The 16,142-nt window shown below is 65.7% G+C and carries 11 protein-coding genes; 7 read left to right on the top strand and 4 right to left on the bottom strand.

Annotated features, from left to right (window positions below; genetic code table 11):
* Positions 1-105 precede the first annotated feature (105 nt).
* The 3 genes from GQY20_RS24045 (at position 106) to GQY20_RS24035 (ending at position 3,302) form a co-directional block, all read left to right on the top strand.
* The gene (locus GQY20_RS24045) at positions 106-2,280 is read left to right on the top strand and encodes a TonB-dependent receptor (RefSeq protein ID WP_198351176.1); all 2,175 of its coding nucleotides are present in this window, start codon (positions 106-108) and stop codon (positions 2,278-2,280) included.
* A gap of 155 nt (positions 2,281-2,435) precedes the next feature.
* Positions 2,436-2,831 carry a DUF4019 domain-containing protein gene (locus GQY20_RS24040; protein WP_198351175.1) on the top strand — a complete coding sequence of 132 codons (396 nt, stop codon included), beginning with the start codon at positions 2,436-2,438 and terminating at the stop codon, positions 2,829-2,831.
* A 69-nt stretch (positions 2,832-2,900) separates the two neighbouring features.
* Positions 2,901-3,302 carry a lysozyme inhibitor LprI family protein gene (locus GQY20_RS24035; RefSeq protein WP_198351174.1) on the top strand — a complete coding sequence of 134 codons (402 nt, stop codon included), beginning with the start codon at positions 2,901-2,903 and terminating at the stop codon, positions 3,300-3,302.
* Between the two features lie 4 nt (positions 3,303-3,306).
* On the opposite strand, the gene GQY20_RS24030 is transcribed toward GQY20_RS24035, so the two are convergent.
* Positions 3,307-4,743: a glutamate synthase subunit beta gene (locus tag GQY20_RS24030; RefSeq protein ID WP_157219691.1), complete on the bottom strand. Its 1,437-nt coding sequence runs from the start codon at positions 4,741-4,743 to the stop codon at positions 3,307-3,309.
* Between the two features lie 21 nt (positions 4,744-4,764).
* Positions 4,765-9,402 (bottom strand): glutamate synthase large subunit, encoded by a 4,638-nt coding sequence (gene gltB, locus GQY20_RS24025; protein WP_157219690.1) that lies wholly within the window; start codon positions 9,400-9,402, stop codon positions 4,765-4,767.
* Between the two features lie 214 nt (positions 9,403-9,616).
* Here gltB and GQY20_RS24020 point away from each other — a divergent pair, with 214 nt between their 5' ends.
* Positions 9,617-9,814, top strand: a complete 198-nt coding sequence (locus GQY20_RS24020; RefSeq protein WP_157219689.1) for a hypothetical protein — start codon at positions 9,617-9,619, stop codon at positions 9,812-9,814.
* 115 nt (positions 9,815-9,929) lie between these two features.
* Complete coding sequence (locus GQY20_RS24015; protein WP_157219688.1) at positions 9,930-11,981, top strand: transglycosylase domain-containing protein; 2,052 nt, start codon at positions 9,930-9,932, stop codon at positions 11,979-11,981.
* Between the two features lie 18 nt (positions 11,982-11,999).
* On the opposite strand, the gene GQY20_RS24010 is transcribed toward GQY20_RS24015, so the two are convergent.
* Positions 12,000-12,662 carry a peptidylprolyl isomerase gene (locus tag GQY20_RS24010; RefSeq protein ID WP_157219687.1) on the bottom strand — a complete coding sequence of 221 codons (663 nt, stop codon included), beginning with the start codon at positions 12,660-12,662 and terminating at the stop codon, positions 12,000-12,002.
* Between the two features lie 178 nt (positions 12,663-12,840).
* Between GQY20_RS24010 and GQY20_RS24005 the strand changes: the two genes are divergently transcribed.
* Complete coding sequence (locus tag GQY20_RS24005; RefSeq protein ID WP_157219686.1) at positions 12,841-13,509, top strand: nitroreductase; 669 nt, start codon at positions 12,841-12,843, stop codon at positions 13,507-13,509.
* Positions 13,510-13,528: 19 nt separating this feature from the next.
* Here the strand turns inward: GQY20_RS24005 and bla are convergent, their stop codons facing one another.
* Positions 13,529-14,620, bottom strand: coding sequence for a class A beta-lactamase (bla, locus tag GQY20_RS24000; RefSeq protein ID WP_157219685.1), 1,092 nt, complete (start codon positions 14,618-14,620; stop codon positions 13,529-13,531).
* Between the two features lie 443 nt (positions 14,621-15,063).
* Between bla and GQY20_RS23995 the strand changes: the two genes are divergently transcribed.
* Complete coding sequence (locus GQY20_RS23995) at positions 15,064-16,131, top strand: alpha/beta fold hydrolase (RefSeq protein ID WP_157219684.1); 1,068 nt, start codon at positions 15,064-15,066, stop codon at positions 16,129-16,131.
* The last annotated feature ends 11 nt before the right edge of the window (positions 16,132-16,142 follow it).

Below are 16,142 nucleotides of genomic sequence, written 5' to 3'. Positions count from 1 at the left end.
TCGCGCGCCGGTGAACAATTTGTCAGGCGACTCTGCATGTGATGTTACATTATCTCGGCCGTGAATCTGAGATGATATTCTATCTCATAATTCAGGGAGCATTGCGTGAAGTTCATTTTTCTTCCGGTCAGCCTGGCGGGTTTCGCGGCCCTTGCGGCGCAGCAGCCCGCCCTTGCCGCCGACGTCTCCGCGACTGTGAGCGACACGACCGACGCCGCGACGGGCGGCGGAGCCGACAGCGGCCAGTCGCGCCGCGACATCGTGGTCACGGCCAAGCGGCTGGACGAAGCCCGTGCGTCGATTCAGCCCAAGCTTGGAGCGACGAGCTATACGATCGACAATGCCACCATCCAGGCGCTTCCGGGTGGCGACAATCAGCAGTTCAACCAGATCATCCTGCAGCTTCCCGGCGTGGTGCAGGACGGTTTCGGCCAGTTCCATGTCCGCGATGACCACAACAACCTGCAATATCGCATCAACGGGACCATCCTGCCCGAGGGGCTTGCGGTCTTCGGGCAGACGCTGTCGCCGCGGCTGATCGATCATTTCAGCCTGCTCACCGGCGCGCTCCCGGCCCAATATGGCCTGCGCACGGCGGGCATCATCGACGTGACGACGAAGAGCGGCCTGTTCCACGATGGCGGCTCCGTATCGCTCTATGGCGGCAGTCACGGCACGATCGAGCCGAGCATCGAATATGGCGGATCGACGGGCTCCACCAACTATTTCTTCTCGGGCGATTATCGTCGCGACAAGCTCGGCATCGAAAGCGTCGACGGATCGTCCACGCCGATCCATGACCGGACCAAGCAGCTTCAGCTGTTCGGCTATGTCGACCATATTCTCGACGAGAATGATCGCATCTCCTTCGTGGGCGGCTATTCCAACCAGAATTTCCAGATACCCGATCCCTCGGGCCTTCATGCGGCCCAGGATGGTCCGGGTTACGAGGTTGGGGGCCAGACCGATTATCTGAGCGACGATCTGGACGAGCGGCAGAATGAACGTACCGGCTTCGGTCAATTCTCCTTCCTGCATGACAGCGGGCCGCTGAGCCTGCAGGCATCGCTATACGGGCGCTATTCCGCGCTGGACTATAAGCCGGACGTGCTCGGCGAACTGCTCTTCAACGGCCTTGCCCAGCATGCCGTGAAGAAGGACGTCACCTTCGGCGGCCAGGTGGATGCCGCCTATCGGCTTGGCAGCGCGCACACGATCCGCGCCGGTGTCGTGATCTCGCGCGATCGCGGCACCAGCCATACGACGACGCAGGTATTTCCGCTGGACACGGACGGCAACCAGGCCGGCCAGCCGATCGCGATCGTCGACAACGGCGCCAAGACCGAATGGACCTACAGCGCCTATCTGCAGGACGAATGGAAGATCCTGCCGCATCTCACGCTGAATATCGGCGGCCGTTTCGATGCCTATGACGGCTATCGGTCGGAACATCAGTTCAGCCCGCGCGCGAACCTTTCCTGGCAGCCGACGCCGACGACGACCATCCATGCCGGTTATGCGCGCTATTTCTCGCCGGCGCCGTTCGAACTGGTGGCCACCACCAGCGTCGCGAAATTCAGCGGAACCAGCGCGGCCGCGCCGACCACGCTCGACACCACGCCCTTTGCCGAGCGGCAGAATTATTTCGATCTCGGCTTCCAGCAGAAGATCGGCAGCGCCTTCTCCTTCGGCGTCGACGGCTATTATCGCCGATCGCATAATCTGATCGACGAGGGGCAGTTCGGCGCGCCCATCATCCTCACGCCGTTCAACTATCGCCGCGGCCGCATCAAGGGCGTGGAGGTGAACGGCAGCTATTCCGAGGGGCCGTGGATGATCTACGGCAATTTCGCCTACGCCAAGGCCCAGGGCAAGGACATCGTCTCGAGCCAGTTCAGTTTCGATCCGGACGATCTCGCCTACATTCGCGTTCATTATATCTATCTCGACCACGACCAGACCTACACCGCATCGGCGGGCATAACCTACAAGTTCCGCAACGGGGCGCTGCAGGGTCTTGGGCTCGGCGGCACGATGATCTATGGGTCGGGACTGCGCACCGACGGGTCCGTGCCCAATGGCGCCAAGCTCGATCCCTATGCGCAGTTCAACCTTTCCGCGACCTATCGGCTTGCCGGGCCTGGCATCGAGCTGCGTGCCGATGTCATCAACGTCGCCGACCATGTGTATGAAATACGCGACGGCGGCGGCGTGGGAGTGGGCGCACCGGAATATGGCCCGCGCCGCGGCTTTTTCTTCGGCATCTCCAAGGATCTCTGAACATCGCCCTCGGGTGCCAGATAGCGGGCGCCGTGACCGCCATCGCGCGCGAATAGAACCATATTCGATGTTCGGCGCGATTGCTGGCCGGCGCCTGTGGGGCTATCGGTGCATGAGAAGAGGCATCGGGGGCTTTGTCGATGCGGGTACAGCATATGCTGATTGCCGGAATGTTCGTGCTTGCCGGCTGCTCGGCCGGCAAGGATCTGCCGCTGGCGGAACAGGGCGTCACAGACTTCCACAAGAAATTGGATGCCGGACAGTTCGACGCGCTTTATGCGGCCGCCGGAGACGATCTGAAACGGAGCGCGACGGCTGCCACCTGGGACCAGTTGCTCGCCGCGGTGCATCGCAAGCTGGGTGCTTTCAAGTCCGGCAGTTCGGCGGGATGGAACGACAACTTCACGCCGAGCGGACATTTTCTATATCTCAACTATGCCTCCGATTATGAACGCGGAAAGGCGCAGGAGAATTTCGCCTTCCGGATCACCGGCGGCAAGGCGTTGCTGGTGGGATATCATGTCAATTCGGATGCGCTGATCCTGAATTGACCCGGTGGGGTTATCGCTTGAAGGGGAACAAAGCCCGGCGGCGGCCATTGCTGGTCGAGGAGGGATGCCATGTGGATGCGAATGATGGCGGCTTTGGCCGGTGTGTCAGTGGGATTGTCCGGGATGGCGGCGATGGCCCATGCCGATCCTGCTTATGACCGATGCCTGCAGACGGCATCGACCAACGTCGCGATGGGCTCGTGTGGATCGGATCTTCTGAAGCGCTCTGAAGCGGCGCTCGGCGTCGCCTGGAAATCTGCTTTTGCGCTGACGTCGGGCCAGTCCAAGCGGGATCTGCTCGCCGAGCAGCGGGCATGGATCGCCTTCAAGGATGCGTCCTGCAAATTCTATGCGAATGGCGAGCGCGGCCGGGAAGGGATGGTGCTGTCCTTCCCGGCCTGCAGGGCGAAGGTAATCGACGATCGCGTCCAGGCGCTGCGTCTGATTGCGCGCGATCTCAGGCCACGCTGACGGCTCAGCGCGGGAGCTCGGTCGTCCCCATGAGGTGAAGGTCGACGGCACGGGCGCACTGGCGGCCCTCGCGGATCGCCCAGACTACCAGCGACTGGCCGCGCCGCATGTCGCCGCACGCGAAGATGCCGTCCTCGCTCGACGCATAGTCGACGACGTTGGCCTTCACATTGCCGCGTTCGTCCAGCGCGACTCCCGCCTGCTCGATCAGGCCGCCAGTGCGTGGGCCGAGGAAGCCCATCGCGAGCAGCACGAGATCGGCCTTCAGCGTGAATTCGCTGCCCGGTATCTCGCGCGGACGGCCGCCCTCGAATTCGACGCGGATGCACTCCAGCGCCTCGATCTTGCCGCCGGAGCCGAGCACGCGCTTGGTCATCACCGCCCAGTCGCGCTCGCAGCCTTCCTCATGGCTCGAGGAGGAGCGCAGCTTCAGTGGCCAGTTCGGCCAAGACAGCGCCTTTTCCTCGCGGATCGGCGGCTTCGGCATGATCTCGAGCTGCGTGACCGAAAGCGCGCCCTGGCGATTGGAGGTGCCGACGCAGTCCGATCCGGTGTCGCCGCCGCCGATCACGACGACATGCTTGCCGGTCGCCGTCAGCGTGCCGCGGGGGGCGGCGCGCATCTCATCGTCGCCGGCATTGCGCTTGTTCTGCTGGGTGAGGAATTCCATGGCCAGACGGACGCCGGACATTTCTGAGCCCGGAATGTCGAGCGTGCGCGGATTTTCCGCGCCGCCGGCCAGCACCACCGCATCGTAATTCTCGCGCAGGCTCTCGACCGAGATCACCACGCCGACCTCGACGCCGGTGCGGAACTGGACGCCTTCGGCTTCCATCTGCTGGGCGCGCCGATTGATGAGGTGCTTTTCCATCTTGAAGTCGGGAATGCCGTAGCGGAGCAGTCCGCCGACCCGGTCGTTCTTCTCGAACAGGGTCACCGCATGGCCGGCACGGGCGAGCTGTTGCGCGCAGGCGAGGCCGGCCGGGCCCGAGCCCACCACCGCGACCCGCTTGCCGGTCTTGTGCTTCGGCGGCTGCGGCACGATCCAGCCTTCCGCCCAACCGCGATCGACGATCTGGCATTCGATCGATTTGATCGTCACCGGCGCGTCGTCGATGTTCAGCGTGCAACTCGCCTCGCAGGGCGCTGGGCAGACGCGGCCGGTGAACTCCGGGAAGTTGTTGGTGGAATGCAGCACTTCCAGGGCGGAGCGCCACTGGTCTTCGTAGACCAGATGGTTCCAGTCCGGGATGATGTTGTTCACCGGACAGCCGTTGTGACAATAGGGAATTCCGCAGTTCATGCAGCGCGCCGCCTGGTCGCGGATCGCCTCGTTCGTCAGCGGAATGACGAACTCGTTGAAGTTCTTCAGCCGCTTGTCGACTGCATCATATGTACGGTCGCGGCGTTCGATCTCAAGGAAGCCTGTGGCCTTGCCCAATGGAAGTCTCCGGGAAACGGGTTATTCGGCAGCGACGATGGTTGTCGCCAGGCGCTCGGATTCGAGCTGGCGCAACGCGCGCGCATAATCGCGCGGCATGACCTTGACGAAGCGGGAGAGGCTGTTCTCCCAATCCTCGAGCAAGGCCGCCGCGCGGCTGCTGCCGGTATGAAGATGGTGGCGCTCGAGCAGGATCCGCAGGCGATCCGCATCGTGGCGGAGCATGTCGCCCATGCCAAAGTCGTGGACGTTCACGGGGCGCTGTGCCGGACGGCCGGCGCCTTCCTCCTCGTCGCGGGCCGGATCGATCGCATCCAGGTCCACCATCGCGGCATTGCAGCGATCGCGGAACAGGCCGTCCTCGTCATAGACATAGGCGACGCCGCCCGACATGCCGGCCGCGAAGTTGCGGCCGGTGCGGCCGAGCACGACGACCACGCCGCCGGTCATATATTCGCAGCCATGGTCGCCGACGCCCTCGACGACCGCGATCGCGCCCGAGTTGCGCACCGCGAAACGCTCGCCCGCGACGCCCTGGAAGAAGGCCTCGCCGGCGATGGCGCCATAGAGCACGGTGTTGCCGACGATGATGTTGTCGAGCGGGTCGCGCGCGACATCCGCCGGCTGGCGAACGATCACGCGGCCGCCGGACAGGCCCTTGCCGACATAGTCGTTCGCGTCGCCGGTCAGCTCCAGGGTCACGCCATGCGCCAGGAACGCGCCGAAGCTTTGCCCGGCGACACCGGTCAGACGCACGACGATGCTGTTCTCGGGCAAGCCAGCGTGGCCGTGACGCCGGGCGACCTCGCCTGACAGCATCGCGCCGGCGGTGCGGTTGACGTTGCGGATGATCCGTTCGATGCGGACCGGACCGCGGCCTTCGAGTGCGTCCGCCGATGCCGCGATCAGATCATGATCCAGCGCCCGATCGAGGCCGTGATCCTGGCCTTCGGTATTGTGGAGCGTAGCGTCCGCGTCCATTGGCACCTGATAGAGGATGCGCGACAGATCGATGCCGCTGGCTTTCCAGTGGTCGATCGCCTTGCGCATGTCGAGCCGGTCGACGCGGCCCACCATTTCCTCGACCGTGCGGAAGCCCATCTCCGCCATGATCTGGCGCAGCTCCTCGGCGACGAAGAAGAAATAGTTGATCACATGCTCGGGCTGGCCGGTGAAGCGCGCGCGCAGCACCGGATCCTGGGTGGCGACGCCGACCGGGCAGGTGTTCAGATGGCATTTGCGCATCATGATGCAGCCGGCGGCGATCAGCGGCGCCGTGGCGAAGCCGAATTCGTCCGCTCCGAGCAGCGCGCCGATCGCGACGTCGCGCCCGGTGCGCAGGCCGCCGTCGACCTGCACCGCGATGCGGCTCCTGAGGCCATTGAGCAGCAGCGTCTGCTGCGTCTCGGCAAGGCCGATCTCCCACGGGCTGCCGGCATGGGTCAGCGAGGTGAGGGGGGACGCGCCGGTGCCGCCCTCATAGCCCGAGATGGTGACATGATCGGCGCGCGCCTTGCTGACGCCGGCGGCGACCGTGCCGACGCCGACCTCGGACACGAGCTTCACCGAGATGCGGGCGCGGGTGTTGACGTTCTTGAGGTCGTGGATCAGCTGCGCCAGATCCTCGATCGAATAGATGTCATGGTGCGGCGGCGGCGAGATCAGGCCGACACCCGGCGTCGAATGACGGACGCGGGCGATGTTCTTGTCGACCTTGTCGCCGGGCAGCTGGCCACCCTCGCCGGGTTTCGCGCCCTGGGCCATCTTGATCTGGATGTCGTCGGCGTTGACCAGATATTCGGCGGTGACGCCGAAGCGGCCGGAGGCGACCTGCTTGATCGCCGAGCGCATGGAGTCGCCATTGGGCAGCGGCACGAAACGATCCGCTTCCTCACCGCCCTCGCCGGTGTTGGAGCGGCCGCCGATACGGTTCATCGCGACGGCCAGCGTGGTGTGCGCCTCGCGGCTGATCGAGCCGAAGCTCATCGCGCCGGTGGCGAAGCGCTTGACGATCGCGCTCGCCGGCTCGACCTCGTCGAGCGGCACCGGCGTTGCGGCCGGCTTGAGCTCCATCAGGCCGCGGATAGTGAGCAGGCGTTCGCTCTGCTCGTTGATGCTGCGGGCGAACTCCGCATAGTCGCTCGCCCGGTTGCCGCGCACGGCATGCTGCAGCTTGGAGACGCTGGTCGGCGTCCAGGCATGCTCCTCGCCGCGGATGCGGTAGGCATAGGCGCCGCCGACATCCAGCATCGCGCGGTAGATCGGATTGTCGCCATAGGCCTGGGCATGACGCCGCACCGTTTCTTCGGCGATCTCGGCCAGGCCGATGCCTTCGATGGTGGTCGCGGTACCGGTGAAATATTGTTCGACGAAGCTGCCGGACAGGCCGATCGCGTCGAAGATCTGCGCACCGCAATAGCTCTGATAGGTGGAGATGCCCATCTTGGACATCACCTTCAGCATGCCTTTGCCGATGGCCTTGATATAGTTCTTCTGAACCTCATAGGCCGAGAGCGGCATATCCTGCCGGATGCGAATATCCTCCAGCGTTTCGAAGGCGATATAGGGGTTTACCGCTTCGGCGCCATAGCCGGCCAGCACGCAGAAATGATGCACTTCGCGCGCTTCGCCGGTCTCGATGACGAGGCCGGTCTGCATGCGCAGGCCCTGGCGGATCAGATGATGGTGCACCGCCGCCGTGGCGAGCGCTGCCGGGATCGCGATGCGATCCGCATCCACCGCCCGATCCGAGAGGATCAGGATATTCTGGTCGGCCAGCACCGCCTCGGTGGCGGCGCTGCAGACGCGCTCGATCGCGCGTTCCATCGCTGCCGCGCCTTCGGACGCCGGCCAGGTGATGTCGATCGTCTCGGTGCGGAAGGCGCCGTCGAGCAGCTCGGATGCGGCGCGGATCTTGGCGATGTCCGCATCGGTCAGCACCGGCTGCGCAACTTCCAGGCGGCGATGATAGCCGGCCTGCCGCCCGAGCAGATTCGGACGCGGGCCGATCATCGAGACCAGCGACATCACCAGCTCTTCGCGGATCGGATCGATCGGCGGATTGGTGACCTGCGCGAAGTTCTGCTTGAAATAGTCGTACAGCAGGCGCGAGCGGTTGGAGAGCACTGCGATCGGCGTGTCCGTGCCCATCGAGCCGATCGGATCGTCGCCGAGGCGCGCCATCGGTTCGAGGAACTTGCCGACGTCCTCCTGCGTGTAGCCGAACGCCTGCTGCCGGTTGAGCAGCCGGTCCGGGTCGTTGGCGCGCACCGAGCTATCGGCGGTGAGCGGCAGATCCTCGAGCTTATACTGGGTCTCGCTCAGCCAGCGGGCATAAGGGGCGGCACTGGCGAGCTCCGCCTTGATCTCCTCGTCCTCGATGATCCGGCCCTGCTCCAGATCGATCAGCAGCATCTTGCCGGGCTGGAGGCGCCATTTGCGGACGATATTCTCCTCCGCCACCGGAAGCACGCCGGATTCGGAGGCCATGATCACATGGTCGTCGTCGGTCACGACGAAGCGCGCGGGGCGCAGGCCGTTGCGGTCGAGCGTGGCGCCGATCTGGCGCCCGTCGGTGAAGGCGATGGCAGCCGGGCCGTCCCACGGTTCCATCAGCGCGGCATGATATTCGTAGAAAGCCTTGCGCTCGGGGCTCATCAGCGGATCGCCCGCCCAGGCCTCCGGGATCAGCATCATCACCGCCTGCGGCAGCGAATAGCCGCCGAGCACGAGCAGCTCGAGCGCATTGTCGAGGCAGGCCGTGTCCGACTGGCCGTGCGGGATCAGCGGCCACATCTTGTGGAGATCCGGGCCGATCAGGTCCGATTCCATCGTCCTGCGGCGCGCGTTCATCCAGTTTACGTTGCCGCGGACCGTGTTGATCTCGCCGTTATGGGCGATGTAGCGATAGGGATGCGCCAGCTGCCAGGATGGGAAGGTATTGGTCGAGAAGCGCTGATGCACGAGCGCTACCGCCGAGGTGGTCAGCGGATTGCGCAAATCCTCGTAGAAGCTGCCGACCTGGCCCGCGAGCAGCAGACCCTTATACACGACCGTGCGGGTCGAGCAGGACGGCATGTAGAATTGCGTGAGGCCCGGCAGGCCGTGCTTCTCGGCCAGCTTCTTCAACGGATTCTGGGTCTGCTTGCGAATCGAGAGCAGCTTGCGCTCGAACGCGTCCTGATCGGCGATGAATTCGCCCCGGCCGATGATCGCCTGACGGATGATGGGCATGCCGGCCAGCACGGTGGCGCCGAGGCCGGTCTCGTCGATCGGCACGTCGCGCCAGCCGATGAGATGCTGGCCTTCCATCGCGATGCGCCGCTCGAACTGGGCGATCGCGAAGTCGCGCGCGTCATGGTCGCGCGGGAGGAAGCACATCGCGACGGCATAGTCGCCAGGCTGCGGCAGATGGACGTCCGTTTCGGCCGCCCAGGCTCGCAGCAGCGCGTCCGGAATCTGAATCAGGATGCCAGCGCCGTCGCCGACCAGCGGATCGGCGCCGACCGCGCCGCGATGATCGATGTTCAGCAGGATCTCGAGCCCGCGTTCAATGATCGCGTGCGATTTCTCGCCGCGGATATTCGCTATGAAGCCGACGCCGCATGCGTCATGCTCGTTACGCGGATCGTACAGTCCCTGGCTCTTCGGATAGGTCATCCGGCTCGTCATCCCCCCATGGCGGGCCGTTTCCGGCCCCGGTTGTGCAACGCGCCCCTATACAGGTCTGCCCCCCTTAGTGAAGTGTGGAAACATGGTCACGGCCGTCAAAGCCGGCCAAAAGGTGCTTTAGTTGCGGCTTTCGGGTTCACTACTATGCAAAAATTGCCTACATGCCGCGCCGCAAAACGATAAGCGGGAGGACGTTGCCGTAATGGCGAAAGTGCGCGACTCGAAAGGCCGCGAGGTGGATTTTGCGGCTGCACAGCGCCTGATGAACAGCGCGTTGCTCCAGGAATTGCAGGCATCCGGAACCTATCTCGACAGCCAAGCGATCTTCGAGGCCTATGCGCAGGCGCATGCCCGCAAATACCGACAGTCCTTCGCGCCGTTTACGGGTGGGCGCTGGTAGGCCCGGGACGAACTGCCGATTATTCGACGGACTGGCGGGAAGGGCTCTTCCGCCGCATTCGCAGCGGGAGTAGAGGGGCTTGGCCCCATGTGTCATAGATCTATAATACAGCCCGATGTTCCGCAGGTCGCCTGAGCCGCAGCAGCCCACGGGTCCGATCGGCGCGACCGGGGGAAATCAATCCGGTCCGCAGGCGATTGCGCCGCCGCCGCCGCCGCGCCGCGCCTTGTGGCGGCGCTACCTGACCATACGGCGGGTGGTGTCGGGCGTCCTGCTGGTACTCGTCCTGCTGGTCGGCTGGTTGGCCGTGACCGCCCCGCTCTCCCGTTCGCTGCGGCCGATCGCGCCACCCAGCATCACTTTGACCGCGCAGGACGGGCGCGAGATCGCGCGGCAGGGCGCGATCATGGATCGTCCGGTCGACGTGCGCCGGCTGCCCGCCTATGTCGGCAACGCCTTCGTCGCGATCGAGGATCGACGTTTCTACCGCCATTGGGGCATCGATCCGCGCGGCATCGCGCGCGCGGCATGGCATAATCTGCGTTCTGGCGGGGTGCGGGAAGGCGGCAGCACGATCACCCAGCAACTCGCCAAGCTGGTCTTTCTCAATTCCAACCGCAATTTCGGCCGCAAGGCCCGTGAGGTGCTGATCGCCTTCTGGATGGAGGCGTGGCTCACCAAGCAGGACATTCTCTCGCGTTACCTGTCCAACGCCTATTTCGGCGACAACGTCTACGGCTTGAGGGCGGCGGCCCGACATTATTTCGACCTTGCGCCCGAGGATCTGAGCCTGGGCCAGGCGGCGATGCTCGCCGGCCTGATGAAGGCGCCGTCCAAATATGCGCCGAGCAGCAACATTGCCGGCGCGCGGATACGCGAGGCGCTGGTGCTGGCGGCGATGGTGGATGGCGGTTTCATCGATGCGAAGCAGGCGGCCGCGGTGCCGACCGTGCGCCTCCGGCTGCGCGATCTGCCGGATCTCCCGAACGGCAGCTATTTCGCCGATTGGGTAATGCCTGCGGCCCGCGCGCTGGACGAAGAGGACGCCTATGCGCAGCGCACCGTGCCGACGACGCTCGACTACCGGCTGCAGCGCGCGGCAGAGGCGGCGGCGCGGCGCGGCGTGCCGGCGGGGGCGCAGGTGGCGCTGGTCGCGATGCGGACCGACGGCCGGGTCGTGGCGATGGTCGGCGGCCGGGATTATGGCGCGAGCCCGTTCAACCGTGCCGTGCAGGCGCGGCGCCAGCCGGGATCGACCTTCAAGCTGTTCGTCTATCTCGCGGCGCTGCGCGCGGGGATGACGCCGGACGACGAGATAGAAGACAAGCCGATCACCATCGATGGCTGGTCGCCGTCCAACGCCGATGGGCGTTATCGCGGCAAGATCACGCTGCGCGAGGCCTTTGCGCGATCGAGCAATGTCGCGGCCGCGCGGCTCGCGCAGCAGGTCGGCCCCGATGCCGTCGTCCAGGCGGCGCGGGATCTCGGTATAGCGAGCCCGCTCAACCCGGATGCCAGCATCGCGCTCGGTACGTCGGGGGTGACGTTGCTGGAACTGACCAGCGCTTATGCTGCCGTCGCCGCGGACGCCTATCCGGTCCGCCCGCGTGGCCTTCCGGACGTGCAGGAAGGATGGTTCGATCGGCTGCGCCATCGCCAGCATGGCTTCGGTGGCGATCAGATAGAGATGCTGCGCGATCTGCTCTCCGCCACCGTCCGGCAGGGCACCGGGCGGGCCGCGCGGCTGGACCGGCAGGTATTCGGCAAGACCGGCACGACCCAGGACAATCGCGACGCCATCTTCGTGGGCTTCGCGGATGGGCTGGTGACCGCGGTATGGGTCGGGCGGGACGACAACAAGCCGATGCGCGGCATTGCGGGAGGAAATGTTCCGGCGCGCATCTGGCGCAGCTTCATGGCGACGGCGCTCGGTGCGCATCTGCCGGGCAGCCGCCCGGCCGTGGGTACGGATCCGACCGGCCTCGACAAGATATTGGAGGATGCCGGGATCGGGAATTTCCAGCTCGGCAACATGTCGGTCGATCTGCATGTCGACGGCGACGGTGTCCACGTCTCCGCCGGCCCGGCGCGGGACGGCGGCACGGACAAGCCATCGCCCGAACCTTCCGGGACGGAGCCGCCTTCGGACGCGCCTCCGCCGCAATGAACGGAGCGGCCGGCGCCGTCATGGGCGGCGGGGTATGTCGATCAGCCAGGGCTTGGGCCAGCCGCTGGGCTTCGGAACGCCGTCGATCCGCTTGACGCTGATGATCTTCACCGGATCGAAGATCATCTGCCCCTTCATCGCATCCGATCCTCCGCCGGAGGGCTTGGCGAGGATGCGACGCACGGTGTCCATGCCGGATACGACATGGGCGAAGGCGGCATAGCCTTGATAGTCGCCGCGCGCGTCCATGCTCGGCGTCGGGCCGACGGTGATGAAGAAATTGCCCATGGCGGAGCCGGGGCGATCGCCGCGTGCCATGGAGACGGTGGCATCGAGATGGAGGATGCCGGTCTGGCTCGTCTTCTCCAGCGGAACCGGAGGCAGCGCGCGGCGCATGTCGTTGCCGATGCCGCCCTGGATGAAGCCGAGCCTGGGATCGGACTTGCGGCGCGCGGCACGATAGAAGGTGGTGCCGTCCAGCCTGCCGTCGTCGGCATAGGTCAGGAAGTTCGCGCTCGTCACCGGCGCGCGCCTCGTATCCAGCGCGATCACGATCGGCCCCTCCGAGGTGACGATGCGTACCCGCGGGAAGCCGGCGGTCGGCTTGGATAGGGAAGGGGCGGCCGAAGCCGCCGCAAGGGGAAGGAGGGCGAGGAGGAGAGCGGCGAAAGGAGGACGCATCGGCCTTCGGAGATGATGAGCGGACGGGGTCTTGCAGAGCTAGGCGGCGGGGCAGTGCGGCGCAAGCGCCTATGGTGCGGTGCGGCGCATCCTGCCGTCGTCCCGCCGGTCCTCGCCGCTTGCGTCGCGGCGGCTTTTACGATCTGGAGCGGCTTCGAAATCGTCGGAAGGAGAGTCTGTGGACGTCATCGACGCGATCAGGCGGCGCCACGCCACGCGCGCTTTTCTGGCAGATCCGGTCGACGGCGATCTGCTGCGCGAACTGCTGTCCGAGGCGGCGCGCGCGCCGTCGGGCGGCAATCTGCAACCCTGGCGGATCGTCGTGCTGGGCGGCGAGCCGCTCCGGCGCTTCAAGGCGGAGGTGGCGCGCCGCAGCGCGGAGGGCGTGCGCGAGACGCCGGAACATCCGGTCTATCCCGAGCGGCTCTGGGAGCCGTTTCGCGGGCGGCGCAAGGCAGCCGGCAGCGGCCGCTACGCTGCGCTCGGTCATGCCGATGGCGATCCGGCGGCACTGGCCGCGCTCACCGAACGCAACCAGTGTTTCTTCGGCGCGCCGGTTGCGCTCTTCTTCCATCTGGATCGTCGGCTCGGTGCCGCGCAGTGGACCGACCTCGGCCTGTTCCTGCAGAGCTTCATGCTGCTCGCCGTGGAACGCGGCCTCGCCACATGCCCGCAGGCATTCTGGGCAGGCTGGCCGGAAACGGTACGCGCGCAGCTGAAGCTGGATCCGGCGCTGATCCTGGTCGCAGGCATGGCGCTCGGCTATCCCGACTACGCGGATCCACTCGTCGCCGTGCCGACCGAGCGCGTCCCGCTGGACGATTTCGCGACGTTCGACGGCATCTGATCCGATCGGCGAACGATGCTCAATAGCCGTCGTGATCGGCGACGACCGCGCGCACCACATCCGACATAAGGCGCTGCCGCTGTGGGATGGTGAGGGTCGTGCGGCCGATCATCACCGCGATGGCGTAGGCGCGTCCGTCCGGAGCGGTCACGAGGCCGACATCGTTATACCCGGTTGCAAGTCCGCCCAGCTCCTGGCCGGTTCCGGTCTTGTGGGCAAGCGTCCATCCGGGCGCGAGACCGGCGCGCATGCGCTGGGGCCCGGTCTTGCTGTTCTCCATCACGCCCAGCAGATAGCGGCAGGAGGCAGGCGAGAGCAGATTGCCTCGGGCGAGGCCGGCAAGCCCAAGCGTGATGCCCTCCGGCGAGGCGCCGTCGATCGGATCGGCAAGATAGCGCCGCAGCGCGGCTTCGCGCACGTTCATCGGCAGGGCGTTGCGCGCCTTGAAGAAAGCATCGCCGATCGAATAGCTCTGCTTCCAGCTGAGGCCGGCGGTCTGGCTCTGCAGCAGCCGTTCGCCGGGGCCGAAGCGCACGCCGCTGATGCCGTTGCGGGCCAGCATCGACCGGACAGCCTCCGGGCCCCCCACCGTCCAGAGCAGCTTGTCGTTGGCGGTGTTGTCGCTGCGCGTCATCGCCTGCTCGATGAGGGCGCCCAGTGTCGTCGTATAGCCGTCCGGTCCCACGAGTGCGCGGATCGGCTGATGGAATACCGTCAGATCGTCGCGGCGGATGGTTACGGGCTGATCGAGCCGCAGGCGTCCGCGGTCGACGGCGTCCATCACCGTGATGGAGACCCACAGCTTGCTGACGCTCTGCTGGGGAAAAAGCAGGCTGCCATTATAGGAAGCGGTCCACCCGGTCTGCACGTCGCGGACCGCAATGCCGACGAGTCCGTTGAAGGAGCGGCCAAGCGTGGTGATCCGATTAGCGAGAGCGGCTCCCGGCTGAAGCGGCGGGCGTGCCGGCGGTGTCGCCGGCCAATTCGCGACAGGTGGCGGCGGCGGGAGCGGCGCGACTGGACGGCGTGCGGGCGGTGGGGCATCGGGTGCCACGCAGCCGGCAAGCAATGTCAGCCCGGCCGTAGCCGAAAACCATGAAATGCGAGTCATTGCCCCCTCCCATATTCGCTGATCGGGTGCCTACAGCAATCTTCCTGAACGGAAGTCATGCAGATCGCGCGGACGAGTCGAACCGAGTTGCGGTTGCGACGAACCGCACAAGGTGGTGGCATCTGCCGCTACGACACTCTGGAATCGGCCTTTTTTCGATCTGAGTGCTTGTCGATTCGAGGCGCTACCGGGGAGCGTCCTCGCTAGGCGGCAAAATGCCGAGACGGGTTAGGGGCAGGGGACTGCCCTGATACCGCGATTATACTGGTGGATACGAGCTTGGCGAGCTGGTCAGCATCTCGACCTCGGCGTGATTGTGAAGTCCGGACCTATTTTGCCAGCCGGACACGCCGGAGAGCGCCGCAATTGCGATGCCCGGCCGCGCTGCCTAGGGAGGAAGGGCATCGCGCGAAACGCGGGCGGCGAATGGGAAGGGGACGGCCATGGGCCAGCTTGAAGAGCATCGGATCGCAACGCCGGACGGACATATCCACGTCGTCGCGCAGGGCAGCGGCCCGGTAGTCCTGATGGTCCACGGCAATCCCGGCCTGGCTTATTCCTGGCGTCACCAGATGCAGCCGCTGGCCGATGCCGGCTATCGGGCGGTTGCGATCGATTGCCTCGGCTATGGCCGCAGTGATCGTCCGGATGGTCTGGAGCATTATGATTCCAACGCGATGCATCGTCAGCTGCTGAGCGTGCTCGATCATTTCAAGGCGGCGCGCGCCGCCATCGTGGGTCAGGATTTCGGCGCGCAATATAGCTGGAACCTCGCGGTGCGCGCGCCCGAACGGGTCGGCGCCATCGCCGCCACAGTGCCCTATGATTATGACATGGCCGGGCGCGGCCTGCAGGGATCCAACCCGCCCGAAGACGGCGGCGACGACAGCATGGCCATGTCGTCCACGCGCGTCCGTCCTTCCGAGCGCTACGCCAATATGGCACGCAACCACTTCGTCCACGTCCATTATTATCAGGAGGTGGGGCCGGCCGAACGGGAGCTCGGCCCGCAGCTGCGCGAATATCTCAGCCGTATCCTTTACGCGCTCAGCGGCGAAGGCAATCTGCTCCGCTGGTCTTCCTATCCGTCCGAGGGGACGGGTTATATGGATGTGCTCGAAAAGGCGCCGCCGCTCCCGTGGCCGTGGCTCTGCGAGGCCGAGTTCGAGCGGTTCGTGCAGGACTATGGGCGCGGCGGGGAGGGGCATGAATTTGCCGGTCCGCTCGCCGCCTATCGTGTGGCCGACCGTAACTGGGAGATCGGCGCCGCCTGGGCGGATCATGACGTGACCCAGCCCGCGCTGTTCATCTGCGGCGCCAAGGATCCCGTGCTGCTGGTGATCGGCGCGGACTGGCGTGAGCGGATGCGGCAGCGTATCCCTCGGCTGAGAGAGCCCGTGCTCGTCCCGGGCGCCGGACATATGGTGCAGCAGGAAGCCCCGGAAGCCTTCAATGCCGCTCTGCTGGCGTTCCTGCGGGAGCAGCCGGCAGGCGCGTTCGCCAGCCTCTGAGGCGCGATCCG

The sequence above is a fragment of the Flavisphingomonas formosensis genome, assembly GCF_009755815.1.
Classification (GTDB): domain Bacteria; phylum Pseudomonadota; class Alphaproteobacteria; order Sphingomonadales; family Sphingomonadaceae; genus Flavisphingomonas; species Flavisphingomonas formosensis.
Note: the sequence above shows the minus strand (reverse complement) of the source record. Positions and strands in the feature narration are given on the sequence as shown.

Bases quoted from the DNA above. Each gene is read 5' to 3' on its own strand.
- GQY20_RS24040 (WP_198351175.1), top strand. From the start codon at position 2,436: ATGCTGATTGCCGGAATGTTCGTGCTTGCCGGCTGCTCGGCCGGCAAG.
- GQY20_RS24035 (WP_198351174.1), top strand. From the start codon at position 2,901: ATGTGGATGCGAATGATGGCGGCTTTGGCCGGTGTGTCAGTGGGATTG.
- gltB (WP_157219690.1), bottom strand. From the start codon at position 9,402: ATGACCTATCCGAAGAGCCAGGGACTGTACGATCCGCGTAACGAGCAT.
- GQY20_RS23995 (WP_157219684.1), top strand. From the start codon at position 15,064: ATGGGCCAGCTTGAAGAGCATCGGATCGCAACGCCGGACGGACATATC.
- GQY20_RS24020 (WP_157219689.1), top strand. From the start codon at position 9,617: ATGGCGAAAGTGCGCGACTCGAAAGGCCGCGAGGTGGATTTTGCGGCT.
- GQY20_RS24010 (WP_157219687.1), bottom strand. From the start codon at position 12,662: ATGCGTCCTCCTTTCGCCGCTCTCCTCCTCGCCCTCCTTCCCCTTGCG.
- GQY20_RS24015 (WP_157219688.1), top strand. From the start codon at position 9,930: ATGTTCCGCAGGTCGCCTGAGCCGCAGCAGCCCACGGGTCCGATCGGC.
- bla (WP_157219685.1), bottom strand. From the start codon at position 14,620: ATGACTCGCATTTCATGGTTTTCGGCTACGGCCGGGCTGACATTGCTT.